The sequence below is a fragment of the Mesorhizobium sp. B263B2A genome (assembly GCF_020165775.1).
In the GTDB taxonomy this organism is placed as follows: domain Bacteria; phylum Pseudomonadota; class Alphaproteobacteria; order Rhizobiales; family Rhizobiaceae; genus Mesorhizobium; species Mesorhizobium opportunistum.
Map to the genome: position 1 here is coordinate 80,424 of NZ_JAIUIU010000007.1, position 25,676 is coordinate 106,099.

27 protein-coding genes are annotated in these 25,676 nt (G+C 63.3%); 8 read left to right on the plus strand and 19 right to left on the minus strand.

Going from position 1 to position 25,676, the window contains the following annotated elements; genetic code table 11:
* Positions 1-54: 54 nt before the first annotated feature.
* The 5 genes from LB568_RS14090 to LB568_RS14110 form a co-directional block, all read right to left on the minus strand.
* Positions 55-228 carry a hypothetical protein gene (locus LB568_RS14090; RefSeq protein WP_224730445.1) on the minus strand — a complete coding sequence of 58 codons (174 nt, stop codon included), beginning with the start codon at positions 226-228 and terminating at the stop codon, positions 55-57.
* Positions 229-540: 312 nt separating this feature from the next.
* Positions 541-714: a hypothetical protein gene (locus LB568_RS14095; protein WP_224730446.1), complete on the minus strand. Its 174-nt coding sequence runs from the start codon at positions 712-714 to the stop codon at positions 541-543.
* 313 nt (positions 715-1,027) lie between these two features.
* Complete coding sequence (locus tag LB568_RS14100; RefSeq protein WP_224730447.1) at positions 1,028-2,188, minus strand: M20 aminoacylase family protein; 1,161 nt, start codon at positions 2,186-2,188, stop codon at positions 1,028-1,030.
* Positions 2,181-3,425, minus strand: coding sequence for a Zn-dependent hydrolase (locus LB568_RS14105; protein WP_224730448.1), 1,245 nt, complete (start codon positions 3,423-3,425; stop codon positions 2,181-2,183). Before LB568_RS14105 ends, LB568_RS14100 begins: the two co-directional genes overlap by 8 nt.
* Positions 3,422-4,648 (minus strand): diaminopropionate ammonia-lyase, encoded by a 1,227-nt coding sequence (locus tag LB568_RS14110; protein ID WP_224730449.1) that lies wholly within the window; start codon positions 4,646-4,648, stop codon positions 3,422-3,424. The genes LB568_RS14105 and LB568_RS14110 overlap by 4 nt, the downstream gene beginning before the upstream one ends.
* Before the next feature lie 103 nt (positions 4,649-4,751).
* Here LB568_RS14110 and LB568_RS14115 point away from each other — a divergent pair, with 103 nt between their 5' ends.
* On the plus strand, positions 4,752-5,225 hold the full coding sequence (locus LB568_RS14115; protein WP_224685081.1) for an Lrp/AsnC family transcriptional regulator: 474 nt from the start codon (positions 4,752-4,754) through the stop codon (positions 5,223-5,225).
* Between the two features lie 80 nt (positions 5,226-5,305).
* Entirely contained in the window at positions 5,306-6,448 is a 1,143-nt protein-coding gene (locus tag LB568_RS14120) for a flavin-containing monooxygenase (RefSeq protein ID WP_224730450.1), read from the plus strand.
* Positions 6,449-6,481: 33 nt separating this feature from the next.
* Here the strand turns inward: LB568_RS14120 and LB568_RS14125 are convergent, their stop codons facing one another.
* From LB568_RS14125 to LB568_RS14150, 6 genes are all read right to left on the minus strand, one after another.
* On the minus strand, positions 6,482-8,590 hold the full coding sequence (locus LB568_RS14125) for a molybdopterin-dependent oxidoreductase (RefSeq protein WP_224730451.1): 2,109 nt from the start codon (positions 8,588-8,590) through the stop codon (positions 6,482-6,484).
* Between the two features lie 83 nt (positions 8,591-8,673).
* A complete protein-coding gene (locus LB568_RS14130; protein WP_224730452.1) occupies positions 8,674-10,551 on the minus strand; it encodes an ABC-F family ATP-binding cassette domain-containing protein in 1,878 nt (625 codons plus the stop codon).
* A 139-nt stretch (positions 10,552-10,690) separates the two neighbouring features.
* Entirely contained in the window at positions 10,691-11,143 is a 453-nt protein-coding gene (locus tag LB568_RS14135) for a MucR family transcriptional regulator (protein WP_013896252.1), read from the minus strand.
* A 160-nt stretch (positions 11,144-11,303) separates the two neighbouring features.
* Positions 11,304-11,507: a hypothetical protein gene (locus tag LB568_RS14140; protein WP_013896253.1), complete on the minus strand. Its 204-nt coding sequence runs from the start codon at positions 11,505-11,507 to the stop codon at positions 11,304-11,306.
* The gene (locus tag LB568_RS14145) at positions 11,500-12,426 is read right to left on the minus strand and encodes a DMT family transporter (RefSeq protein ID WP_224730453.1); all 927 of its coding nucleotides are present in this window, start codon (positions 12,424-12,426) and stop codon (positions 11,500-11,502) included. Before LB568_RS14145 ends, LB568_RS14140 begins: the two co-directional genes overlap by 8 nt.
* Before the next feature lie 45 nt (positions 12,427-12,471).
* Complete coding sequence (locus LB568_RS14150) at positions 12,472-13,305, minus strand: hypothetical protein (protein WP_013896255.1); 834 nt, start codon at positions 13,303-13,305, stop codon at positions 12,472-12,474.
* A gap of 110 nt (positions 13,306-13,415) precedes the next feature.
* Between LB568_RS14150 and LB568_RS14155 the strand changes: the two genes are divergently transcribed.
* The gene (locus LB568_RS14155; protein WP_224730454.1) at positions 13,416-14,375 is read left to right on the plus strand and encodes a LysR substrate-binding domain-containing protein; all 960 of its coding nucleotides are present in this window, start codon (positions 13,416-13,418) and stop codon (positions 14,373-14,375) included.
* Positions 14,376-14,600: 225 nt separating this feature from the next.
* Here LB568_RS14155 and LB568_RS14160 read toward each other — a convergent pair whose 3' ends face one another.
* A complete protein-coding gene (locus LB568_RS14160) occupies positions 14,601-15,113 on the minus strand; it encodes a DinB family protein (protein WP_224730455.1) in 513 nt (170 codons plus the stop codon).
* 67 nt (positions 15,114-15,180) lie between these two features.
* On the opposite strand from LB568_RS14160, the gene LB568_RS14165 reads away from it, so the two are divergent.
* Complete coding sequence (locus LB568_RS14165; RefSeq protein WP_224730456.1) at positions 15,181-15,873, plus strand: glutathione S-transferase family protein; 693 nt, start codon at positions 15,181-15,183, stop codon at positions 15,871-15,873.
* 79 nt (positions 15,874-15,952) lie between these two features.
* On the opposite strand, the gene LB568_RS14170 is transcribed toward LB568_RS14165, so the two are convergent.
* Positions 15,953-16,210 (minus strand): DUF2934 domain-containing protein, encoded by a 258-nt coding sequence (locus LB568_RS14170; protein ID WP_224730457.1) that lies wholly within the window; start codon positions 16,208-16,210, stop codon positions 15,953-15,955.
* A 389-nt stretch (positions 16,211-16,599) separates the two neighbouring features.
* Between LB568_RS14170 and ndk the strand changes: the two genes are divergently transcribed.
* Positions 16,600-17,022: a nucleoside-diphosphate kinase gene (ndk, locus tag LB568_RS14175; protein WP_008875017.1), complete on the plus strand. Its 423-nt coding sequence runs from the start codon at positions 16,600-16,602 to the stop codon at positions 17,020-17,022.
* A 197-nt stretch (positions 17,023-17,219) separates the two neighbouring features.
* Here ndk and LB568_RS14180 read toward each other — a convergent pair whose 3' ends face one another.
* From LB568_RS14180 to LB568_RS14205, 6 genes are all read right to left on the minus strand, one after another.
* A complete protein-coding gene (locus LB568_RS14180) occupies positions 17,220-17,984 on the minus strand; it encodes a YbaY family lipoprotein (protein WP_224730458.1) in 765 nt (254 codons plus the stop codon).
* 72 nt (positions 17,985-18,056) lie between these two features.
* Complete coding sequence (locus LB568_RS14185; RefSeq protein WP_013896261.1) at positions 18,057-18,533, minus strand: molybdenum cofactor biosynthesis protein MoaE; 477 nt, start codon at positions 18,531-18,533, stop codon at positions 18,057-18,059.
* Between the two features lie 3 nt (positions 18,534-18,536).
* On the minus strand, positions 18,537-18,788 hold the full coding sequence (gene moaD, locus LB568_RS14190; protein WP_013896262.1) for a molybdopterin converting factor subunit 1: 252 nt from the start codon (positions 18,786-18,788) through the stop codon (positions 18,537-18,539).
* 1 nt (position 18,789) lies between these two features.
* A complete protein-coding gene (gene pgsA / locus LB568_RS14195; RefSeq protein ID WP_013896263.1) occupies positions 18,790-19,386 on the minus strand; it encodes a CDP-diacylglycerol--glycerol-3-phosphate 3-phosphatidyltransferase in 597 nt (198 codons plus the stop codon).
* A gap of 96 nt (positions 19,387-19,482) precedes the next feature.
* Positions 19,483-21,537 carry an excinuclease ABC subunit UvrC gene (gene uvrC / locus LB568_RS14200; protein ID WP_224730459.1) on the minus strand — a complete coding sequence of 685 codons (2,055 nt, stop codon included), beginning with the start codon at positions 21,535-21,537 and terminating at the stop codon, positions 19,483-19,485.
* On the minus strand, positions 21,534-22,295 hold the full coding sequence (locus LB568_RS14205) for an SDR family oxidoreductase (protein WP_140571791.1): 762 nt from the start codon (positions 22,293-22,295) through the stop codon (positions 21,534-21,536). The genes uvrC and LB568_RS14205 overlap by 4 nt, the downstream gene beginning before the upstream one ends.
* A 412-nt stretch (positions 22,296-22,707) precedes the next feature.
* Here LB568_RS14205 and LB568_RS14210 point away from each other — a divergent pair, with 412 nt between their 5' ends.
* The 3 genes from LB568_RS14210 to LB568_RS14220 all read left to right on the plus strand — a co-directional run bounded on the left by LB568_RS14210 (position 22,708) and on the right by LB568_RS14220 (position 25,674).
* Positions 22,708-23,364, plus strand: coding sequence for an outer membrane protein (locus LB568_RS14210; RefSeq protein WP_140571793.1), 657 nt, complete (start codon positions 22,708-22,710; stop codon positions 23,362-23,364).
* Between the two features lie 261 nt (positions 23,365-23,625).
* Positions 23,626-24,558 carry a sugar ABC transporter substrate-binding protein gene (locus tag LB568_RS14215; protein ID WP_224730460.1) on the plus strand — a complete coding sequence of 311 codons (933 nt, stop codon included), beginning with the start codon at positions 23,626-23,628 and terminating at the stop codon, positions 24,556-24,558.
* Positions 24,559-24,612: 54 nt separating this feature from the next.
* Positions 24,613-25,674 (plus strand): ABC transporter permease, encoded by a 1,062-nt coding sequence (locus LB568_RS14220; RefSeq protein ID WP_224730461.1) that lies wholly within the window; start codon positions 24,613-24,615, stop codon positions 25,672-25,674.
* Positions 25,675-25,676 lie beyond the last annotated feature (2 nt).

Consider the following 25,676-nt stretch of genomic DNA (forward strand, 5'->3'; position numbering starts at 1 on the left):
GCTTGGGGGACTATCGCTTGGGGGACTATCGCTTGGGGGACTATCGCTTGGGGACTACCGTTTGGGATCGACACCCATCGCCGCCGATTGACGGCGCAGAGCCTCGCGGTCGCTTCTTGGCGCCGGCAGCAACAGCGGGTCGAAATTGTTGGGCACCTCATCGATCATCTTGCGAGCGAGCCGGTATGCGAGAAGGGCAAAGGTGGCTGCCAGAAGCAAACGGACCATGGATCGGTTCTCCCGTGATCGGGATCAACCAAAGGAACGGCGTTTTGTTCCCTCACGCGAAATTCGCAACCAAACCGACATCACCTCGTTTTGAGACAGGAGGCGATAGCGATGAAAAAGCTAAGATTGGGCCTCGTCCTGGTGGCATTGGCTGTTTCGGCCTGCGACAACAAATTGCCGCCAACGACGGCTCCCGGCGCTGAACAAAGCCTCGCCAGCAACCCGTCGTAAACACGGGCACTGTCGGCAAGTGATCCAATGCTCCTGGGCTCCGTGCAACAGGTTCTGGGCTCCTTGCAATAGGTCGGATGTTCAAGGCATCGCCGAGATGCATTCCTCGAGCCGCTCGAGGCGGAACTTGGCATTGCGCAGTTCGTGCCCGGCTTCGTGCCGTTGCTGACGGCTTGGGGAGGCTGACGCCGCGGTCAGGTTCCGTTCGAGCTCGGCGATACGCGCACGCACCTGCCGCGCTTCGTCCTGACGCAACGCCTTTATCCAGTTCCGCCCGCGCATCTGTCTTCCCGCAAGTCCCCAAAGACCCGCCGCCTTATGCCAGCAAGACCCTAACTTCCTGGAAGTGCGAATATTCCAAATTTAATGAGTGCTAATTTAGCAAGGCGGCGCCACGGAGAAGAAGGCCGGCGCCGCTTGGGAGGAGAAAGGCGCCGGCCAAGCGGATAAGAGGTCCGCCGCAAGGAAGAGGCTAGCTGAGTCTTGCCGCTGCGTCATGCAGGATCGAGGATTTTGGCTCTTTCCGGGCGTTTTCCCCCGCAAAACGAACCAAACGAGTCCTCGCCCTTCAAACCGCAAGCCGTCGCCTGGCGATGGCGACATGGAAGTTGGCACCGAACAGCAACCCCTCATCATTGAAGTCATAGCTGGAGTTATGGAGTGGCGCCGAGGCCTCGCCATTGCCGAGGAAGACGAAACAGCCCGGCACGTGGTCGAGGAAGCGGGCAAAATCCTCCGAGGCTGTCATCGGCTCACCCGCCACCGCGATGTTGCCGGGTTCGAAGACGTCCCTGGCGGCGGCGAAAGCCGCGTCGACCAGTTCGGCATCGTTGCACAGCGGCACGAATTCGCGGCTGTAGTTCACTTCGGCGGTGACGTTGTAAGCGGCGGCGGTGCCTTCGGCGATTATACGCATCTGGCGTTCGATCCCGGCGCTGACCTCGGGGCGGAAGCTGCGTGCGTCGCCAAGGATGCGGGCCAGGCCGGGCAGCGCATTGCGGGTGCCGTCGGTGATCAGTTCGGTCACCGAAACCACCGATATGTCGGCCGGGCTCAGCCTGCGCGAGACGATGGTCTGCAGATTGGTGACCAGCGCGCAGGCAGCGACTAGCGTTTCGTTGCCCGAATGCGGCCGCGCCGCGTGGCCGCCGCGCCCGCTCAGCACGATCTCGAAGATGTCCTCGGCCGACATGATCGGGCCGGCGCGGGTCTCGAAATGCCCGATGGGCAGGCCGGGCATGTTGTGCAGCCCAAAGATCTCGTCGAAGGGGAAACGCCGCATCAGGCCATCATCGAGCATGGCCAGCGCGCCCCTGCCCCATTCCTCCGCCGGCTGGAAGATGAAGCGCACGGTGCCGTCGAAACCACCCTCCGTTGCCAGCCGCTTTGCCGCGCCGAGCAGCATGGCGGTGTGGCCATCATGGCCGCAGGCATGCATGAGTCCGGGATTGCCGGACCGGTACGAGGCGGTCGATTGCTCGGCGATGCGCAGCGCATCCATGTCGGCCCTCAGCGCGATGGCGCGGTTGCCGCTGCCGCGCTTCAGCGTGCCGACGACACCAGTGCCGCCGACGCCCTCGGTGACATTGTCCAGGCCGAATTCGCGCAGCTTGGCGGCGACGAAGGCCGCTGTGCGTTTCTCCTCGAAGCCGAATTCGGGATGCGCGTGCAGGTCACGCCGCCACCCGGTCATTTCCCGCTGCAGCGTTTCGGAATCGAGTTCAGCCATTCCCGCGCTCCCCCATCCCCGCAAGGTCCGCGACCACATCAAGCAGGATGTTGGCGCCGGCGACAAGCTCGGCATCTTCGGTGTGCTCGCGCGGACTGTGGCTGATGCCGCCGGCGCTCGGCACGAAGATCATCGCCGCCGGCGCGATGCGCGCGATCATCTGCGCGTCATGGCCGGCACCCGAGGTCATGCGCCTCGAGACGAGCTCGCGCTTGCTGGCGGCGGCCTCGATCAGTTCGACGACCCGGCCGTCGAAAATGACAGGCTCGAAGCGCGCCAGCCCCTCGACCGTCACGGTGATGCCCTCGTTGGCGAGCCGTTCCAGAAAGGCGGCCAGCGCCGCCTCCTCCGCCTGCAAATGCTGTTCGTCGGGATCGCGCAGGTCTACTGTGAAGACGGCGCGCGATGGAATGACATTGATGGCGTTCGGCTCGAAGCGCATCGTGCCGACAGTGGCAACGGTTGGCGAATTGGAAGCCGCTGCCCGGTCATGCAGGAAAGTGACCACGCGTGCAGCCGCATATCCGGCATCGCAGCGCATCGACATCGGCGTGGTGCCGGCGTGGTTGGCGACGCCGTCGATGGTGATGCGCTGCCAGGAGATGCCTTGCAGGGTTTCCACCGCACCGATGGGGATGCCCTCGCGCTCCAGGACCGGCCCTTGTTCGATATGCAGCTCGACATAGATGTGCGGCTTGAGAAAGCCAGGTTCGCGGTCGCCCGCATAGCCGATGCGGGCGAGTTCCTCGCCGAGCGTGCCGCCATCGGTCCCGACAGCGGCGAGTGCCGCCTCGACATCGACGCCGCCGGCATAGACCAGCGATCCCATCATGTCGGGAGAGAAGCGCACACCTTCCTCGTTGGTGAAGGCAGCGACGGCGAGCGGGCGCGATGGCGAAAGGCCTGATGACTTCAGCGTCTCGATCACCTCCAGTCCGGCAAGCACGCCGTAGCAGCCGTCATAGATGCCGGCGTCGATGACCGTGTCGATGTGCGAGCCGATGAGCACCGGCGCCTGCCCGTTATTATCCGCGTCTTGCCAGATGCCGAAGATGTTGCCGATGCGGTCGATAGCGATATTGAGCCCGGCCTGCCGCAGCCAGCCGACGAAGAGGTCGCGGCCGAGCCTGTCGGTTTCGGAAGCGGCCAGCCGGATCAGCCTGCCCTCCGCGTCGCGGCCAACAGCGCCGAGTTCACGGATGCGGCCAAGCAGGCGCTGTGCGTCGATCGCGATCATGACATTGCCTCGACGGAAAGCTTGGCCCCGACAGCAAGCTTGCCGGCCAGCACCTCGGCGGGGCTCATGCCGACGAGCGCGGCATAACGGCTTGGGTCGGTGGCGCCTTCGGTGTTGATCACCAGCACGCGGGATTTGCCGTCAAGCCCGAGTTCGGTCTTTGTTTCGGCGACTGCTCGGATCAGCCCGGCAAGGCCGACGCCGCCGCTCTCGCCGGCGACGATCACGGGGTCGCTACCGGCTGGTCGCGCCAGCCGCCGCATCACCGCGACGGCGTCATCCTCGTCCACGGTCATGAAGGCGTCCGCAACTCGCGCCAGCACGCGCCAGGCGACTGACGAGGCCTCGTAGCATTCAAGCATGGCCATCACCGTCGGCTCGTCATGCGGCACCTTGACCACGCGCCCTGCCCGGGCAGCTGCGACAACGCAGGCGGCACGGGCCGGCTCGACGACAATGAAGGTCGGCCTGGCATTGCCGAGCACGATGGCTAGATGGCCGGCAACCGCGGCGGCAACGCCGCCGACGCCTGCCTGGACGAAGACGTGGGTCGGCGGTTCGGGGAGCTGGCGCAACGCCTCGCGCACGATCGCGGTATAGCCTTGCATCACCAGGCCGGGAATACGCTCATAGCCCGGCCACGACGTATCCGACACCACGGTCCAGCCCTTCCCGGCGGCGACCTCTGCGGCTTGCCTGACCGAATCGTCATAATTGCCCTCGACACGAACCATCCGGGCACCATAGCGGGCTATTGCGGCGATCCGCTCATCGCTGACGCCGGCATGGACAAAGATCACGGCCTTGGCCCCGGCAAGCTCGGCACCTTGCGCAACGGAGCGGCCGTGATTGCCGTCGGTGGCGCAAGCGACCGTCATCGTCGCGGCAACCGAGCGGACATCTGGCCAGTCGAGATCACCGATATCGACGGGGCGGCCAAGCCGCTTTCCAGCCTCCTCCAGCACAAGGCGGAAGACCGCATAGGCGCCGCCCAGCGCCTTGAAGCTGCCAAGGCCGAGACGAAAGCCCTCGTCCTTGACATGCAGCGCAGCGAGGCCGAGTTCGCCCGCCAGCGCCGGCAACGCGTGCAGCGGCGTCATCCTGTGATTGTCGCGATGGGCAAGAAAGCGCTCGACCGTGTCCGCCCCGGCAATCCCGAGGGTCTCGGCATCGGCCGCATCAAGCGGCTGGCGATGCAGGTCATTGCGGTTGGGCAGGAACACTGGCGGCCTCCTTGGCGATCGGCGAGAATATATTGCAAGATCAGCGCAAAAAGCGCTGTATTTGGGCCCCTGAAATGCAAGTTTGTTTCGCTGGACATCGCCATTGCCTCAGTCGCCGCTCGACAGTTTCGATCTCGCCATCCTTGCCATCCTGCAGCGGGACAACACCACGCCGCAGCGGCTGATCGGCGAAGCGGTGAACCTGTCGGCGCCGGCGGTGCAGCGCCGCATCAAGCGCATGGAGCAGGCCGGCGTCATCGCGGGCAATGTCGCCGTGGTCGAACCCGCGGCCGTCGGCCAGCCCATAACCATCTTCGTCGAGGTGGAGCTGGAGAGCGAGCGCACGGAACTGATCGACGCGGCCAAGCGGCAATTCTCGGCGGCGCCCGAAGTGCAACAATGCTACTATGTCACCGGCGAGGCCGACTTCATTCTCGTCATCACCGTGGCCGACATGGGCGCCTATGAGGCGCTGACGCGAAAACTGTTTTTCGGCAGCAACAATGTCAGAAAATTCCGCACCTTCGTCGCCATGGACCGCGTCAAGGTCGGGCTGACGGTGCTGCTGCCGGATTGAGCTTGGCGGCGGCAAGTTCAGCCCGGCCGCGCCATGCTTTTGACATTCTCCCGGACGCGAATTGAGTGATGGAGGCACGCTTGGACGATACCACCCCAGTTGCGATCATCGGCGCCGGGCCTGCGGGCCTGGCTGTTGCCGCTTGTCTGAGGCAGGCCGGCGTCGACTTCATCATCATCGAAAAAGAGCAGCAGGCCGCACCCGCCTGGCGGCGCCATTACGAACGCGTCCACCTGCACACCACCAAGCGCTATTCGTCCCTGCCCTTCGTGCCCTTTCCAAAGCACTATCCGCGCTATGTGCCGCGCGATCTCTTCGTCGACTATCTCGATGCCTACGCGCAACGCTTCGAACTGCGGCCGCGATTTGGAGAAACGGTGAAAGCGATCGCCCGGGACGGTCGTGGCTGGCGGGTCGAAGCGACATCCGGTCCGTTGCGCGCCAAGCATGTGGTGATCGCGTCAGGTTACAATGCCGAGCCCTTGCTTCCCGGATTTGCAGGCATCGACACCTTCATGGGCAAGACGCTGCACAGCGCCGACTATCGCAATGCCACGCCTTTTGCCGGTCAGTCGGTGCTGGTCATCGGCATGGGCAACACCGGCGCCGAGATTGCGCTCGATCTGGCCGAAAACAGCGCAAAACCGACGATTTCGGTACGCGGCGGCGTTCATATCGTGCCGCGCGAACTGTTCGGCGTGCCGATCCAGATTGTCGGCATGGCGGCGCGGCTGGGGCCGCAACGCTTCAACGACGCTCTCTTCCCCATCATCCTCGACCTGGTGCTGGGCAGGCTGGAAAAATACGGGCTCAGACGGCCGGGACAGGGATTGCTGGAACAGATCGCGATTGCATCGCGCATTCCGGTGATCGACGTGGGCACCCTCCGCAAGATCCGCGAAGGCGCGATCAAGGTTGCGCCCGATATCGCCGAGATCTCGGAACGCGGCGCCCGTTTTGCCGACGGCAAAATCGGCGAATTCGACGCGATCATCTTCGCCACCGGTTACAGGCCGGGCTATGCCAAATTCCTCGACCCCGGCATCCAGCCGGACCGCAGTGGCGTCACCGCGCAAGCTTCGGACCTCGGCCTGTACCTTGTCGGTTTCCACAACGCCGTGACCGGCTTGCTGCGCGAAATCGGGATCGAAGCCCAGGCGATCGCCGACGACATCTGGCACCGGCTGAACAGGAAAAAGGCGGCCGAGATCCTGCCGGTGTGATTGGGCGCGAGTGGAGCGAAGCTCCGTTTGGCCTCAACTTGCCTTGTGCAACCAGACCTTGTTGTCATGGAAGGCAGCGCCGCCGTAGGGCGCGGGCGCATCGGCGCCGGTCAGCACATTGATGCCCTCGCCGCGTTCATGCGCGCTGTTCGGCCAGATGCCTTCGGCGATGACCACGCCGCGCTTGATGCCGTCGAACAGCTTGGCGTGCAGCACCACCTCGCCACGCTGGTTGCCGATCTCGACACGGTCGCCGTCGGCCAGACCATGCGCGGCGGCATCATCGGGATGGAGAAGCAGCTCCGGGCGGCCCTCCTTGGCCTTCGACACCGGCGTTTCGGAGAATGTCGAGTTGAGGAAATTGCGGGCCGGCGAGGTCGCCAGCCGGAACGGATGCGCCTCGTCGACCACCTCGATCAGGTCGACATGGTCGGGAAATTCCGGCAACCGGTCCACCGGGCCGAAGAGGCCCATGCTCTTCGGCGGCCGGTTGGGGGCCGCCTGCCCGGTCCAGTCGGCGCGGAAGCGGAATTTTCCATCCGCATGGCCAAACCCCTTGATGAAATGCGCGGCCTCGAAATCCGGCTGCAGGTCGACCCACTTGTCTTCCTTCAGGCTGTCGAAGCTGCCCAGCCCGCGCTTGCCCAAGATGATGTCGATATGCTGCTGTTCGGTCAGGCCAAAGCCCGGGCGATCGGAGACCCCCAGGCGCACGGCCAATTGTTCGATGACGAAATGGTTGGTGAGCGGGCCTTCCGGCGGCTCGATCAGCTTCGGGCCGAGCGTGATGTGCTGGTTGCCGCCGCCCTTGTAGAGATCGTCATGTTCGAGGAACATCGTTGCCGGCAGCACGACGTCGGCAAGCTTGGCCGTGTCGGTCATGAACTGCTCGTGCACGCAAGTGAACAGGTCGTCGCGCAGAAAGCCCTGCTTCACCAGCCGCTGCTCGGGCGCGACATTCACTGGATTGGTGTTCTGGATCAACATGGCCGTCACCGGCGGCCCGCCATAGAGCGCATCGCTGGCACCGGTCAGCACCGGGCCGATGCGCGAATGGTCGAGATGGCGGATCGAGGGATCGCGCATCCTGGTGCCTTCCAGCACCTCCTGATTGAGCTTGAGGATACCCGAATTCGAGTGAAAGGCGCCGCCGCCCTCATACTGCCAGCTACCGGTGACCGCGGCGATGCAGGACGCGGCATGCATGTTGACGGCGCCATTGCGCTGGCGGGCAAAGCCGTAGCCGAGGCGGAAATAGGTCTTCTTGATGGTGCCGACGAGGCGGGCAAAGGCCTCGATCTCGCCAATGGTCAAGCCCGTGATGCCAGCCGCCCATTCCGGCGTGCGTGTCTCGAGATGCGCTTCGAGCCCCTTCGGGTCGTCGGTGTATTTTTCGAGGTAGGCGCGGTCGGCCATGCCTTCCCTGAACAGCACATGCATGACCGCGCAAGCCAGCGCGCCATCGGTGCCGGGCTTGAGCACAAGACCCATGTCGGCCTGCTTCATCGTCGCGTTTTCATAGACGTCGACGACGACGATCTTCGCGCCGCGTTCCTTGCGCGCCTTGATGGCGTGGGTCATCACATTGACCTGCGTGACCACGGCATTGGTGCCCCAGATCACCACGCAATCGGACTTCGCCATCTCGCGCGGATCCGGTCCACGCAAGGCGCCCGCCCCCATCATCCAGCCGGTCCAGGCGAGATTGGTGCAGATCGACCCGAAGAAGCCGGAATACTTTTTCGCGTGCCGCAGCCGGTCGATGCCGTCACGCTGCACCAGACCCATCGTGCCGGCATAGAAATAGGGCCAGACCGTCTCCGAGCCGTATCTTGCCTCGGCCGCGATGAATTTTTCGGCGACGAGGTCGAGCGCTGCCTCCCAGCTCGCTTCCTTCCATGAGCCATCGCCCTTGGCGCCGGCGCGGATAAGCGGCTTCAGCAAACGGTCGGGATGATGGACACGGTCGGCATAGCGCGCGACCTTGGCGCAGACGACGCCCGCCGTGTAGGTATTGGCCTTGGCGCCGTGGACGCGGCCGATGCGGTTGCCGTCGAGCAGTTCGACCTCGAGCGCGCAGGTCGATGGGCAATCATGCGGACAGGCCGAATGGCCGATGCGGAGCTTCGCGTGCTGGTTCATGGGGTTTGTCTAGCGGGTTTTGGCGTCGGCGTGTAGGGCCAGATGACTAGCCAATCTCCCCCACAAGGGGGGAGATTACGCACTCACTCCGCGGTGCCTTCCTCGTACTCCGCCGACATGGTCAGCCATTTTTCCTCATGGCCGGCCAGCGTCTGGGCGAGTTGCGAGCGTTCCTTGGCCAGCCGCGTCGCGGTAGACGGGTCCTTTTCGTAGATCGCCGGGTTGGCCAGTTCGTCCTCGATGCCGTCGATGCGCTTGCGGATGCGGTCCATCAGCGCCTCGGTGGCGCGGATTTCCTTGGCCAGCGGTTCGAAGGCGGCGCGACGCGCGGCCGCGTCGCGGCGGCGGTCGGCTTTCGACGCCTTGTCGGCCTCGCGCTTGCCGCGGCGGTCGCCGGACACGCCAGTGACCAGCGTCTTGTAGTCCTCCAAATCGCCATCATACGGGTTGACCGCGCCGTCCTTGACCAGCCACAGCCGATCGGCGGTCGCTTCCAGGAGATGGCGGTCGTGCGAGATCAGGATTACGGCGCCGGGAAATTCGTTGAGCGCATGGATCAGCGACTCGCGGCTGTCGATGTCGAGGTGGTTGGTCGGCTCGTCGAGGATGAACAGGTTCGGGCCCTCGAAGGCCGACAGGCCCATCAACAAACGCGCCTTCTCGCCGCCTGACAGGTCCTTGGCGGGGGTGTTCATCTTCTCGGTGGTGAGGCCGAACTGGGCAACGCGGCCGCGCACCTTGGATTCCGGCGCTTCCGGCATCAATCGGCGGACATGCTCATAGGCGTTTTCCTCCGGACGCAGATCGTCGAGCTGGTGCTGGGCGAAGATCGCCACTTTCAGCCCAGGCGCCACCGTCATCGTGCCGCTCTGCTGCTTGAGCCGCCCGGATAGAAGCTTGGCGAAGGTCGACTTGCCGTTGCCGTTGGCGCCGAGCAGCGCGATGCGGTCGTCGGCGTCGATGCGCAGCGTCATCTTCTTCAGGATCGGCTGGCCCTCGGTGTAGCCGACATTGACGTTGTTCAAGGCAACGATCGGCGAGGCCACCGTCTTCACCGGTTCGGGAAAAGAGAACGGCCGCACTGAATCGTTCACGATCGCCGCGATCGGCTTCATCTTCTCCAGCGCCTTGATGCGCGACTGCGCCTGCCTGGCCTTCGAGGCCTTGGCGCGGAAGCGTTCGACGAAGGATTCCATATGCTTGCGGGCGGCTTCCTGCTTGACGCGGCCCTTCTCCTGCAATTCCTTCTGCTCGGTATACTGGCGCTCGAACTGGTCGTAGCCGCCACGCCAGAAGGTCAGCTTCTTCTGGTCGAGATGGACGATCGAGTTGACGGCACGGTTGAGCAGGTCGCGATCATGCGAGATCAGAAGCACGGTGTGGGGGTATTTCGACACGTAGTTTTCCAGCCACAACGTGCCTTCGAGGTCGAGATAGTTGGTCGGCTCGTCGAGCAGCAGCAGATCCGGTTCCGAAAACAGCACGGCGGCAAGCGCCACGCGCATGCGCCAGCCGCCGGAGAAGGACGAGGCCGGCCGGCGCTGCGCCACATCGTCGAAGCCGAGGCCGGCCAGGATTGTCGCGGCGCGGGACTCGGCCGAATGCGCGTCGATGTCGGCCAGCCGCATGTGGATGTCGGCGATGCGGTGCGGATCGGTGGCGGTCTTTTCTTCTTCGAGCAGCGCCGTGCGTTCGAGGTCGGCCTTGAGCACGATCTCGATCAGCGGTTCCTCGGTGCCAGGCGCTTCCTGCGCCACCTGGCCGATGCGCGTGTTCTTCGGCAGGCTGATCGAGCCGGTCTCGGAGGGAAAATCGCCGGTGATGGTCTTGAACAGCGTCGTCTTGCCGGTGCCGTTGCGGCCGACAAGGCCGGCTTTGGTTCCGGCCGGCAGGGTCAGGGAGGCATGGTCGAGAAGCAGGCGCCCCGCCATGCGCAGCGAGAGGTCATTGATGATAAGCATGGCCGCGCTTTTGCACGGGAGATCAGTGCTTCGCAAGGCCTTGCGGACCAGTTGGTCGCGCAAGGCCTCAAAACGGTACCCGCAAGTGGCCCGTCAGTATCGCAGATCGGCGGCTTTCGTGCCGGCCGAGCCACCGCCCTCAGGCAGTGGCCTTGCCGCGCTTTGCCGTCTTGGCCACCGCGGCCGGCGCCACGGCCGGCTTACGGCCAAGCCCCGTCGACTTCGCCAACGCCGAACGGGTCGCCGAGTAATTCGGGGCGACCATTGGATAGTCCGGCGGCAGGCTCCACTTGGCCCGATAGTCGTCCGGGCTCAAGCCATAGTCTGTCCTGAGGTGTCGCTTGAGCGACTTGAATTTCTTTCCATCCTCCAGGCAGACGATGTAGTCGGGAAATACCGACTTTTTCGGATTTACGGCAGGAACCAGGCTCGGACTTTCAACGACAGCCGCACCGGCCAGCTTTCGAACCGAGGCGCTGACGCTGGCAATCAGGTCAGGCAGGCCGGAAGCTGGAAGTGGATTGTTGCCAACATAGGCCGAGACAATATCGGCCGTGAGCTCGATAACGGTCTTATCCTCGATATTTGACAATGCTTTCACCTTATTTGCGACAAAACCATCTACCCCAGTGAAGACTTTTGTCTATGTATCCTTCTAACCGCGCCCCCAACGGACTACCAAGCCCCAAAACGAATCAAGACTTGCCACCAACTATCTTTATGGAAAATGGGCGCCGCGCAAATTAGAAAATCTAATACTTGGTAGCGACAGACTTGGCTGTCCGGCTGTCGGCCAATATCTCAAGAATACGCTTCCAACGGGCACAACGCCCAAAATCCTTCTGTTCAATCGCCTTTTCGGCCTTCATCGCCGCGTATAAGGGCGCCTCGGCGCCGAATTCCTTAAGCAGCCAATGCGCTTCCCGCCTGGCGAGGCGCTCGTTTTCATCAAACATAGTTTTCCGCCTCCGAGCGTTCCAGGCCGACCGCGACACAACTGCCGATGACAAGGACGGCTCCGGCAACGGCCGTCATCGTCAGTCGTTCGCCGGACAGGGTCAGCAGCAGCGTCGAAGCAATCGGCGTGAGATAGGCGACGACAGCAACCTTGCCGCTGCCTTCGAGTTTCAGGGCGCGCGACCAGAAATAGTAGCCCAGCCCCATCGGGCCGGCGCCGAGATAGAGCCCGAGAGCAAGGTCAGTGCCGGTGGGCAAGGCAACGCCATCGCGCGCGCACCACGCAAGCGTCAGGGCGACGCCGATCAGCGACGACGGCAGCAAAAGGCGATCCGGCGAGGTGGCGACCCGTCCCACCATCACCGAATAGAATGCCATGCACAGCGCGGACCCGAATGCCGCGCAATAGCCGACGAGATCGCCCTGGAACCAGGTTCGGTCGCGCCCGCCTGAAATCACCAGCGCGACACCTATGAAGCCAAGGGTCGCGGCGAGGCCCAACAGCGCGGGACGCCGCGGGTTTTCGAAGAGGATCACCGCGGCGGCGACCATCAAAGGCCAGGTGTAGGCTACGAGGTTGGCCTCGATCACCGGCATCGAAGCGAAGGCGATGTATTGCAGCACCATGGTGCCGACCAGGCCGATGAAACCGACCGCGAGCGGAAGCAGCGCGGCCCTCGCGCCGACCGGCGGAGCGCTCTCCCGGCTCATGAACCGGATCAGGGCAAAGACCAGTGCGGCTCCCGCGAATTGCAGGAACTGCACCTGCGACACCGAGTGGTTCGCCAGCAGGGATTTGCCGACAAGGGCATTGGTGGACCACAAAGCCACCGCGCCGGCGGCAAAGACCAGCGCGGATATCGAGCCTGATCCATGCGGAAAGAACCGGTATGGGGCGCTATCTCCGTGCTTGACCATGATCTCGTCCGAGAACCGGTTCCCACTTTCCGGGATCAAGGTTGTCTACCATGATTCCCTGGCTCCGCCCGGTACCGATGCCTCGGCGGGAGCCGGTGCCGGATGCTCCGCCTCGAACCGGCGATAGGCCGGCAGTTGGTTCGTCCAGACATCCTCGGCCAGTTCGTTGACCCATTCGCGGTCTTGGTCGTTGTCGGCGGCGAGATAGAACATGCGGTTGTCGTCGACATAGGGCTTGGCCACCGAGCGCTGGTTGAGCACCAGCGTCACGCGCTCGCCGAATTGGATCGGCGCCGTGCGATGCAGGACGCCCAGAAACTGCCCGAGCGTGGCGTAGTTCATCTTGTGATCGATACGCATGATGCGGTTGCGCGGGATCTCGTGGCCGGATTCGAGGATGGCGCGGCCGGTTTCCGAGTCGTCGCAATAGATTTCGAGATGGCCGCCAACCAATGGATTGCTGATCGACAGCGGGATGAGCTCGGTGACCGGGACGCCGTCGCAATGCCAGTCCACGGCGCCATCCCTGGGATTCATGAAGGTGACGGTCGAGCCGACGATCGACAGCGGATAGGGCTCAAGCTTGGTGCCCATCATGTCGGACAGACGCTCCAGCCGCACCTTGTCGTGCAAAAGCTCCTTGATCTCCGGAATATAACGGTCGGCGCCGGTGATGAAGGTCAGATCGAGGTGCTTGTGCACGGCATGGCTGGCCTTGAGTTTGAGCGCCGCCTCCTCGATCGCCGCAAGCAGTGCCGGGTCATAGCCGTGCAGATATTGCGCGACGCCGAAGCTCGACACTTTCCAGGCGGTTTCGTGGCCGATGATGGCCTCTCGACTCATCGCATAACGCAGTTCGGGGATCGTATGGGCGTTCATTCTACTTCTCCAGGATGGGGGCAACACTTGGTAAATAGTCGATTAATTCACCCACCCCTGTAAAATTAGGAATGCTGGTGCTAGTGTAAGCCCAGCTTAAGGTCGAAACCGTGCGTCTGCTCAGTCAGGTCAACCTAAATTCGCTCAAGATCGTGGAGAGTGCTGCGAGGCACGGGAACTTCACGCGCGCCGGCGAAGAACAGTTTATCACCGCCTCGGCGGTCAGCCAGCGCGTCAAAAGCCTGGAGGATCAACTCCGCTTCAAGATTTTCCAGCGCGGCGGCAATGCGGTGTCACTGACGCCCGAAGGCGAAACCTATGTCTCGCGCGTTCGCGAAGCGCTGGAGCGTATCGTCGCCGCCAGCATGGAAGCGACCGGGCAGTCACAGGAGCATGTGCTGAAGATATCGGTGCTGCCGACCTTTGCCGCACGCTGGCTGTTTCCGCGCCTGCCGCTGTTCCAGCGTCAACACCCCGATATCGTGATGCGGGTTTCGACCTCCTACGCGACACATGAGTTCGCGGCGTCGGATTTCGATCTCGAAATCCGCTATGGCGACGGCCACTTTCACGGGCTGCAGTCGGATCTGCTGTTCCGGGAGGACCTGACTCCCGTCTGCAGCCGCAAGCTGTTCCATGAGGTTCTCGGCAACAGGCCGCGGTCGAAGGTGACGCCGGATGACCTCAAGCACTTCACGCTTCTGCATTCCGACACCTGCACCCAGAACTGGCAATCCTGGCTTGGTTTCGCGGGTGCCAGCTTCGTGCTCAGCGAGACCAAGGGCATCTATTTCGATTCCTGCATGATGTCTTACGAGGCGGCCAATGCCGGAATGGGTTTTGCCGTCGCCAACCGCGCCTATATGGCCAGCGACATCCGCGCCGCGAGGCTGATCGCTCCCTTTGCCGTGCATCATCCGAACACGGCCGGCTGGTATTTTGTTTCCCCCCACAAGAGCCTCGCCACACGCAGGGTGCTGCTGTTCAAACAATGGGTGATGGCGGAAGCGGCTCTGACGCAGAGCCAGTTGGACAGCGAAGTCAGCGACTTGGCTTTTGAGAGCGCCTGAAATTCGGACCAGCTTGTACTATTCCCGATGACCGCCGGCCAGAAATTGAGGAGCATCGGTTAGGACGTCCAATCCAGGCAACCCGCGCTGGTCGGTGAAATTGTCGAGCTCAAGCCCCTTGAGCCGGAGCATTCCGAGTGGCCTGACGTGAAGGCCATGCTGCAGCAAAAAATGCGACGATAGCTGGCCGCTCGCCTTCGAATCCAGAACGAAACGATCTGGACATCAGGCGAAGGCCCTGCCCTCCTCGGTGCGCTGGAACTGCGTCAGATCGAGCGATACGGAAGGGCGGCCCAGGACCGTCAGGATCATATGCGCCTGGCCCCGGTGATGGGTCTGGTGGTTGAAGACATGATCCAGCGCCGGCGCCAGGCGCTGCGAAACGGTGCGCATGTCCGATACGGTCATGTAGGTGAAGCGGCCCGACAGCGCCTTGTCACTCAAGCCGCCAACCCAGTCGACGATCCGCCGGTCTTCCGCCTCGCGCGCCGCCCGAAGGCCGGGCAAGGCCCGGTGAAGGATGACGTCGAGTGCCGTCGGAGCGTCGCCTTCGCCGGTGAAGCGCTTCATCCAGATGCGATCGGCGGCGAGCAGGTGGTTGAGCGTACCCATCAGCGAGCGGAAGAAGGCGCCGACATCGCGATTGAATTCTTCCTCGTCGAGATCGGCGGCGGCATCGTAGATGCGGCCATTGGCCCATTGATTGTATGCCGCAAACATCATGAAGTGTTGTTTCATCGTTTCTCCCGCCGGGCCTGTTTCGGGTATCGGGAGCGATACCTAGACCGCGAGGGAGCCGACGCCAATGACCATTCTGCTTTATGATCTCGTCGGGCATGATGAGAAGCGTCCGTTCAGCCCGCATTGCTGGAAGGCTACGATGGCGCTTGCCCACAAGGGGCTCGATATCTCGACCGCGCCGACGCGCTTTCTCGAGGTGCCCGCTGTCGAAGGCGGTGTCTCAAAGACCGTGCCGGTGATCCGCGACGGCAACAAGATCGTCGCCGATTCCTTCGCCATCGCGCTCTATCTCGATGAGGCCTACCCGGATCGGCCGACGCTGTTTGGCGGCGAAGGCGGCAAGGCGATGGCTCGCTTCATCGAGCGCTGGTCGCAACTGACCATCCACCCCTATGTCACCACCGCGGCGATTGTGGACCTCCATGGCATGCAGGACGAGGAGAACGCCGCGTATTTCCGCCGGAGCCGGGAACAACGCTTCGGCAAGCGGCTGGAGGATGTCGTCGCCGCACGCGACGCCGGGCTGGCAGCCTTCCGGGCGGCCCTGGAGCCGCTGCGCTCGATGTTGAGCTACCAGCCGTTCATCGGCGGCGCCTCGCCGCTGTTTGCCGACTATATCGTCTTTGGCGCGCTGCAATGGGCGCGCGTGGCTTCGCCCTATCGATTGCTCGAAAGCAGCGACGTGGTGGCGCAGTGGTTCGACCGCTGCCTCGACCTGCATGGCGGGCTGGGACGAAAGGTTGAAGCCGCGGCGTGACGCCCTGATTTGCCGGCGATGAACAATCACCCGCCCGCGAAAAAACCGCCGGCGATGACACCGCAGGCGATGACCAGGCCTACTTGGCCGTCGCCTTTTTTGGCTTGCTGGGTTTCTTGGCCGCCTTCGCCTCCTTGGGCGCGGCTTTTGCCTTATCGGCGCCAGCAGCCTTCTTGGCCGGCTTCCTGGCGACGGACGACGTCCCCGCGGCATCCTCGGCGTCCACGTCGGCTGCCGCTTGGTGCCAGTGGCGTTCGTCCTGACCGGCCGGTTGCCCTTCCTGCTGCCAGATCTGATGTGCCCGGTTGCGAATGCGTTCCTGACGATCGTCTGCCATGGTCATATTGTCTCCATGCGGGCCGACTTCAGCGCGGCGCCGACACGCGACTATAGCAAGCAAAGCGTTGCTGTGCAGCCATCCGATGTCATCCAGCGCCGCACGTTCGCGGTACCGGCCTGACGTAGAAACACCACTGGACCTTTCGATCCTCTCGAAGGCGGACCGGGCTTTCACCGTTCGTCACTCGGAAAGCCAGGCAATTGGCTTTCCGTCCGCATCGCGGACCGAGCCACCCCTTCGCTGGCGCTCCGGGCGTTCGTCACTCGGAAAGCCAAGCAATTGGCTTTCCGTCCGCTTCGCGGACCGTTCCTCACCCCTTGGCAATGGGCCGGGCGGCTTGTATAGAGCCCGCCACTCTCAATTCCATTCTCAGACAAGGACGACCCATGGCGCTCGAACGCACCTTTTCCATGATCAAGCCGGACGCAACCCGGCGCAACCTCACCGGCGCCATCACCAAGATGCTGGAAGATGCCGGCCTTCGCGTCATCGCCTCGCGCCGTGTGTGGATGAGCCGCCGCGAGGCGGAAGGTTTTTACGCCGTCCACAAGGACCGCCCGTTCTTCGGCGAACTGGTCGAGTTCATGTCGTCGGCACCGACGATCGTCCAGGTGCTGGAAGGCGAGAACGCCATCGCCAAGAACCGCGAAGTGATGGGCGCCACCAACCCGGCCAATGCCGCCGAAGGCACCATCCGCAAGGTGCATGCGCTGTCGATCGGCGAAAATTCGGTGCACGGCTCCGATGCGCCCGAAACCGCCGCGCAGGAAATCAAGTACTGGTTCTCCGACACCGAGATCGTCGGCTGAGCCGACACCGCCACATCCAATGCGAAGAGGCCGGCGTTTCGCCGGCCTTTTTCGTTGGATCCCCGATCCGGTTTCGTGCCCAACGACGTGACCCTGGCGGAGCTTGCCCTGGAAATGCTGTTTCCAGCCGACGACCAGACCATCGAGATCGTCAAGGCCGTGGTCGAGGAAACGGCCGCGAGGTGACCGCCCGGAAATCAGCTCGCGGCGCTGAAGCGCAGGATTTCGCGGCCGTCCTTGTCTGATATGGTGAGCTTGCCGGCTTCGACATTGCATGACGCCGCCTTGGCCAGCGCATCGAATAGCGCCTTTTCCTCGGCCATCACCTCCGGCGCACAGGCCTTGAAGGTCGAGCCGATGCTGCTGATCGCGATCGCCTGGCCGTCGACCTTCGCAGTGGCAAAATAGCTGTTGCAGGGGCCGCTTCCGCCTGCCTTGCCGGCCTCGCTGACCCGGAAGGTTGCTTGCGGCGCGGTAATGGCGCCGATGCCATCGACATAATCGACAACCCAGAGCTGGCCGAAGACGGAAGCTTTGGGTTCGGTGCGCTGCGTGACCATCTTGAGCAGGATGGTTTGCGGCGCGTCGGTCAGCGGATCGAGCTGATGGCGCACATCGGAGATGAACATCAGCCTGTCGTCGACGGTGATCCGGGCCTGCAGCGCATAGGTCATTCGCGGCTGGATGACGGCGGGATCGAATTTGATCTCGAAACTGATCGGCACCTGGCCGGCTGGCTTGATCTTCTGCTCGCCGATGATCCTGGCAGGCGCGTCGGCCAACGAGACATCGGCAAGCTGGACGGAGAGCACGGCATTGGGCGGCAAGGCGATGCGCTCGCGATAGATCACCTCGCCCCTCACCGCCTTCTCGGCGGCCACGGACAGCTCCGGCACCGCCAGGATGCCGACCACCAGAGGCACGAAACCGAAGACGAAGAATTCCGCGAGCCTGCCCAGCATGACCATCTCCCTTGCCCATGACTTCCGCCAATTGGCCAAAGGAATGCGGTCAATACATGACTGCCGGGGGATTTATTCCTGCGACTTCCAGCGTCCCGCCGCCCGGGTATCGGTTTCCTTGGCCTCGACCCAGCCGCCCTCGGAACCATCGGCGCGGTGCTCCTTCTTCCAGAAGGGTGCGCGCGACTTGAGATAGTCCATGAGGAAGTCGGCCGCCTCGAACGCGGCCTGGCGATGCGCCGACGCGGCCACCACCAGCACGATGTTCTCTCCCGGCGCGATCTTGCCATGGCGGTGAATGACGGTGAGGCCTTGCAGCGGCCAGCGTTCGGCAGCCTCGGCCGCGATACGGCCGATTTCGGCCTCCGCCATGCCGGGATAATGCTCGAGCTCAAGCGCCGAGAGCGCACCTTGCTCGTCGCGGCAGAGACCGGAGAAGGTGACCACGGCGCCAATGTCGGCGCGGCCTTGTGTCAATGCGGCGATCTCGGCGGCAACGTCGAAATCCTGGCGCTGAATGCGCACCGTCGGCAACACGGCGGCCGACATGTGTCAGCCCCCGGTCATCGGCGGGAACAGCGCGATCTCGCGCGCGCCGGATATCTTCTCGCGGTGATCGACATGTTCCTGGTTGATGGCAACGCGGATCACGTCGGGAAACTGCAGCGCCTGCTCGTAGCCCTCGCCGCGCGACTGCAGCCAGCGCAAGAGGTCGGCGACAGTGTCGATGCCGTCGGGCAATTCGACGTCTTCCTCCGATGTGCCGATCCGCTCGCGGACCCAGGCGAAATAGATGAGCCGCATCTCACTCGTCCATGATGTGTTTGAGGCCGGCACGGAAATAATCATAGCCGGTGTAAAGCGTTACGAGTGCCGCGATCCATAGCAGCACCAGGCCGGTCTGCGTGGTCAGCGGGAAGATCTTGTCGCCGGCCGGCCCCGCCAGCAGGAAGGCAATGGCGACCATCTGGATGGTGGTCTTCCATTTGGCAAGCTGCGTCACCGGCACCGAGACCTTGAGTGCCGCCAGATATTCGCGCAGGCCCGAAACCAGGATCTCGCGGCACAGGATGATGATCGCCGCCCACAGCGACCAGCCGGCGATACCGGCATGGCGGTCGGTGTCGGCCGCCAAGAGCAGGAGACAGGTGGCGACCAGCAGTTTGTCGGCGATCGGATCGAGCATCTTGCCGATGTTGGAGGTCTGCTGCCAGGCGCGTGCGAAATAGCCGTCGAAGTAATCGGTGATGGAGGCCAGCAGGAATATGACCAGCGCCGACCAGCGGGCGAAGTCGCTCGACTTCAGATGCCCCTCGAGAAAAAAGCACAGCACGACCAGCGGCACCGCGATGATGCGGGCATAGGTGAGCATGTTGGGCAGGTTGAATGCGCGCTGGGCCATGTCTGGGAGACTCTTTCTGCCTGCGTACTCAAATCAGAAGCGAATGTAGGGGGTCAACAGGCCAGATTCGACTGGCCAGATGAAAGTGCCGAATTTTCAGCTTTCATGGAAGTGATTGTAGACCAGTTTCGCCACCTGTTCGGAAATACCGTCGACCTTCCTCAGATCCTCGATGGCGGCACGGCTGACCGCCTTGGCGGTGCCGAAATGCAAAAGCAGAGCGCGCTTGCGGCCCGGGCCGATGCCACTGATCTCGTCGAGGGGGCTCTTGACCATTTCCTTCTTGCGGCGGGCCCGGTGCGAACCGATGGCGAAGCGGTGGACCTCGTCGCGCAGGCGCTGGACGAAGTAGAGCACGGGGTCGCGCACGGGCAGCGAAAACGAGTCCCTGCCCTTGACGAAGAAGCGCTCGCGCCCGGCATCGCGGTCCTGGCCCTTGGCGATGCCGATGGCCACGACGCGGTCCTCGATGCCGAGATCCGAGAGAATCTTGCGCACCGCCGTCATCTGGCCGTGGCCGCCATCGATCAGGATGACGTCGGGCCATGCCGGGAAGCTGCCGGAGATATCGTCTTCGTCAGCCGCTTCCGTAACCTCATCCGGTTTGACATCGCCATGTTCCTTGAGCAACCGCGAAAACCGCCGCTCCATCACTTCGCGCATCATGCCGAAATCGTCACCCGGCGTGATCTCGGTCGAGCGGATGTTGAATTTCCGGTACTGGTTTTTCACAAAGCCTTCCGGCCCAGCGACAACCATGGCGCCAACGGCATTCGTGCCCATGATATGCGAGTTGTCGTAGACCTCGATGCGCACGGGTGGCTTGGCCAGGCCGAATGTCTCGGCGAAACCGGCAAGCAGCCGGCCTTGCGTCGAGGTTTCGGCCAACCGGCGGCCAAGCGCCTCGCGCGCATTCTGCAAGGCATTGTCGGTCAGGTCCTTCTTCTCGCCGCGCTGCGGCACCGAGATCGCCACCTTGCGGCTGGCCCGGGTGGACAGCGCCTCCGCCAACAGTTCCTGGTCCTCGACAGTCTGCGACAGAAGAATGGCACGCGGCGTCGGCTTGTCGTCATAGAACTGCGCCAGGAAGGAGCCCAGCACTTCCGATCCTTCCAGCGCCGGATCGGCCTTCGGGAAATAGGCGCGGTTGCCCCAGTTCTGGCCGGTGCGGAAGAAGAACACCTGGATGCAGACCTGGCCGCCCTCCTGGTGGATGGCGAAGACATCCGCCTCGTCGACTGTCGCCGGGTTGATGCCCTGATGGCTCTGCACGTGCGACAGCGCGGCCAGCCGGTCGCGGTAGATGGCGGCGCGCTCGAAATCGAGATCCTCCGAGGCCTGCTGCATGGCGGCCGAAATCTCGGTCTTCACCTTCTGGCTGCGGCCGGAGAGAAAATCCTTCGCCTCCTCGACCAGTTCGGCATAGCCCTCATGCGAGATCTCTCCCGTGCACGGACCGGCGCAGCGCTTGATCTGGTAGAGCAGGCAGGGCCGCGTCCGGTTCTCGTAAAAGGAGTTGGTGCAACTGCGCAGCAGGAAAGCGCGCTGCAGCGAATTGATGGTGCGGCCGACAGCGCCGGCCGAGGCAAAAGGCCCGAAATAGTCGCCTTTGCGCGAGCGTGCGCCGCGATGCTTGTAGATGCCAGGCGAGATATGGTCGCCGGTCAGGAGAATATAGGGGAACGACTTGTCGTCGCGCATCAGCACGTTGAATCGCGGCCGCAAGCGCTTGATAAGATTGGCTTCGAGCAGCAGCGCCTCGATCTCGGTGCGGGTGACGACGAACTCCATCGTCGACGTTTCGCGCACCATGCGGCCGATGCGGTTGGTGTGGAACCTGCCTTGCGCGTAGTTGGTGACGCGCTTCTTCAGGCTGCGCGCCTTGCCGACATAGAGCACGTCGCCGGCGGCGTTCATCATGCGATAAACGCCTGGCGCATTGGGCAACCGCTTGACCAGCGTCTGGATCACCTCGGCGCCGACCATGCCTTCGGCGTCGCCGGCATGCGGCGTCCAGTCGATCGCCGTGAAGGCGACATCCGGGCCGGCGGGTTCGACGATCTCCTCGAGCGCTTCATCCTCGATGTCGATTTCGGGAGGAAGATCTTCGGCGCCGCCGCGCGCCTTGTTCTTGTGATCCAAAGGACTCATTCCGCCATGCCTGTCACATCGGGCGTCTGCCACGCAAGGTGCTGGCCGCCATCGAGCGCGATCATCTGGCCGGTGACCGAGCGCGCCTCCCAGAGATAGCGTATTGTGGCGCCGAATTCCGGCAATTCCGGGCCGCGCTTCAGGATCAGGCCGGCGACCTGCGCATCGAAATCGGAATCATCCTGGCGCAGGTTCTTCAGCGTTGGGCCCGGACCGATCGCGTTGACACGGATGCGGGGCCCGAGCGCCTGCGCCAGCATCTGGGTCTGGGTCCATAGTGCCGACTTCGACAGCGCATAGGAAAAATAGCGCGGCGTCGGCCGCCAGACACGCTGATCGATGATGTTGACGATCAGCCCCTCCTGTCCTTCCGGCAAGGAGCGGGCGAAATTCTGCGCCAACAGCGCCGGGGTTTTCACGTGAATGGCAAAGTGCCGGTCCCAGGCCTGCCAGTCGAAATCCTCAACCGAATCGTCGACGAAGAGCGACGCGTTGTTGACCAGCAGCGAGATGGGGCCAAGCGCTGCTTCCGCCTGGCCGACGAGGTCGCTGACGGCGTCCATGTCGGTCAAGTCCGCCGCGACCACGGCGGCGCGGCCGCCAGACCGGTTGATCCCCGCGGCCAGCGCGTCCGCCTCGTCGTGCGAGCGGTTGGAGTGGATGGCGACTGCAAAACCATGGCCGGCGAGATCTTCGACGATCGCCTTGCCGATCCGTTTCGCCCCGCCGGTCACCAGCGCCGCGGTGGCTTTGCTCATCTTCTGTCAATCCTCAATTTCGGCACGAATAACGGCGCCGGCGAAATATGGCCTGCCATCCGTTAAACGGCATTTGCACCTGGGGCAGCATTGTGGCGAAACCGCCCGGCGGGTATTCCGACTCGCCGTGTTCCGAGGCCGGCAGCACTCCAATATAGGACGCTGGACTCCTTGCACCAAGCGGTGTGCAGCGCAACATGACCGGGCTGCTGACATTTCGCTGTTGCGAAGATGCAACGTCAAGGTTCTGCCTCATTCGTGCCGGGGAATGACCCAAGTTCAGGTTCGGTTCAGCCGCATTTTGACACGACATTTGGAACCGACGAACGCCAGATCCGTTTCACCCCCCGGACGGGTTGATGGCGATCGTGAGAAACAAGCCTGTGTCCTGTGGCTTAAGGAGTAAAGAACAATGCAAGCCAATCTCAAATTCGCACGGCCGCTGGCCGTTGCGCTCGGGCTCTTCGCCCTCGGCGGAACTGCCTATGCCGCAGACGTCGTCCAGGAAGAGCCGCCGGCACCCGCCCCGGTTGCCGAACTGCCCGTCGCATCCTGGGCCGGCCCTTATGCCGGTATCAACCTCGGCTATGGCTTCAGCGGCCGTACCAAGGAAAAGGATCTCGGCTTTGAAACCGACACCAAGGGTTTCGTCGGCAGCGTCTTCGGCGGCTATCAGTGGCAGCAGGAGAACTTCGTGTACGGCGGTGAAGCCGAACTCGGCTACAACGGCGTCAAGGGTGACGACAATGGCGTCCACTCCAAGGGCGGCTTCGAAGGCTCGCTGCGTGCCCGTCTCGGCTACGCCGTGACCCCGGAAATCCTGCTCTACGGCACCGGCGGTCTCGCCGGCAGAAGCCTGAAGGTTGAGGACAGCGTCATTCCCGCCAGCGACACTGCCACCATGCTCGGCTGGACCGCTGGTCTCGGCACCGACATCAAGCTGACCGACAATGTCTTCGGCCGTGTCGAGTACCGCTACACCGACTTCGGCAGCAAGAGCTTCGATGGCATCGGCAAGGTGAAGGCCACCGACAACCGGGTGACCTTCGGCCTCGGTATGAAGTTCTAAGTCGTTCAAGCCACGACACGAAAAAGCCGGGCCTCGCCCGGCTTTTTTATTGCCTACGCTGCGCCGCGCTTCCCCTTTGCAGGAAAGGGAAAGGTCCAAAATAGCCGTTGCACCCTTTATCAGCTTGTGCCTATAGTTAGTACGTGGCTCGCACGAACAAACAGGAACACCTGTGGCGCCTAGCACCAGGCCCTGACGATCAGGGTTGATGCACGGTCGGATTGTGAGCCGGAACACTCGGTAAAAAAGGGGATTTGCAACGTGAACCGCTTTCAAAAACTCTCGACCGCGGCGCTCGTCGCGGCGTCTTTCGCGCCGGCGGCACATGCCGCGGATGACAAGCTGACGATCGGCATCGTCACCTTCTCGACCTCCGACGTCGACACCAACCAGATGGTCGACACCATGACCAAGGAAGCCCAATCCAAGGGCTGGACGGTCGAGGCGGTCAATGCCAATGGCGACCCGTCGCAGGCGATCACCTCGATCAAGCAACTGGCGGTCAAGAAGGTGAGTGCCATCATCGTCACCGTGTTCGATTCGACCGGCCTCGCCGCAGGGCTGCAGGCGGCGGCCGATGCGAATATCCCAGTGCTTTCCGCTGGTGGAGGCATGGCCGACGGCATCGCGCTTTCGGCCAGCACGGGCGCGGCACCGCCGCTGCTCGACCTGATGCTCAAGGATCTCGGCAATACCGGCACCGTGCTCGACCTCACCTACCACCCCGGTATTCCGTGCCGCGAACGGGCCGACGCCTTCGATGCGACCGTCAAGGCCAATCCGGGGCTGAAAGCGACGTCGCACGAAATCAGCATTCCGGGCGCCGCCGAATCCTCGCAGGCCGCGACCAGCGCCTGGCTTGCCGCCAATGCCAATGCCAAGGGCCCGTACGCGATCTTCAATTGCTATGACGACAACGCCATGGGTGCGATCGCGGCGCTGAAGCAGAATGGGCGCAGCGATGTGAAGGTCTATTCGTTCAACGCCACCGCACCCGCGGTCCAGGCGGTGAAGGACGGGACGATGACCGCAACGCTCGGCGTCGATCTGACCTCCGCCGGCAAGATGCTGGTCGACCAGATCCCAGATATCCTTTCGGCCGGCGACAAGTGGCAGCCGAAATCCTTCGTGCCGGGCTATACGCTCGTCACCAAGGACAATGTCGACCAGTTCATGAAGGACAATCCGCAGTAAGTCCTGCAGATTGGAGGTCCGGCCGGGCAGACCCGGCCGGATCCGATTTCCATCATGAACAGAGCCGTCATGTCCACTGACCATCCACTGCCCGAACCCCCCGCTCCGGCGGAGGGCGCCTTGCCGGTCACGCAGGCCGGATATCTCCCGCCCGCCGCGCGCGACCGGCAAGCGCTTCTGATGCGCCTGCTCGGCACGTATGGCACCATCATCGTGCTGGCCGCGATGCTCATGACCTTCTCGATCCTGCAGCCGGGCACCTTCGCGACCCTCGGCAATTTTCGCAACATCATCAACGACATGGCGATCGGCACCATCGTCGCGGCCGGGCTCACCGTGCCACTCGTCGCCGGCGATTTCGACCTCAGCATCGGCTATGTCGCGAGCTTTTGCGGACTGCTCGCCGTCGGGCTGCTGAGCAGCGGACTGGCAATTCCGCTCGCCATCCTGCTCGTCATCGGCCTCGGCACGATCATCGGCATCGTCAACGGCATCGTCGTTTCCAAAATCGGCGTGAATGCGTTCATCGCCACGCTCGGCACCGGCACCATCGTCGTCGGGCTGAACTACGCTTATTCCGGCGGCATTCCGCTGCAGCTCACCCAGTCGCGCGAATTCACCGGCATCGCCATCGGCCGCGTTGCCGGGGTGCCGCATCTCGTCATCATCATGGTCGTGGTGCTGGCGGTTCTGTGGGTGATCCTCAACCGCACGGTGCAGGGCCAGCACATCAAGGCCATCGGCGTCAGTCCCGAATCGGCGCGCCGTGCCGGCGTCGCCGTCGACCGCAGCCGCATCGTCGCCTTCGCCATCGCCAGCACATGCGCGGCAATAGGCGGCGTGCTGATGGCCTCCAATCTCGGCTCCGGCCAGGTGACGGCGGGCGACAGTTTCATGCTGACCTCGTTCTCCGCCGCCTTCCTCGGCTCTGCGGCCCTGCGGGAAGGCCAGTTCCATATCCTGGGCACCCTGATCGGCGTGCTGACGGTCGCCGTCGGCAACAATGGCCTGGCCATGATCGGCGCGCCGATCTTCACCCAGTTCCTGTTCACCGGCACGCTGCTCGTCGTTGCCGTGGCGCTCGGCGGTATCGGCCGCCGCTTCGGGAGGGGCTAGCC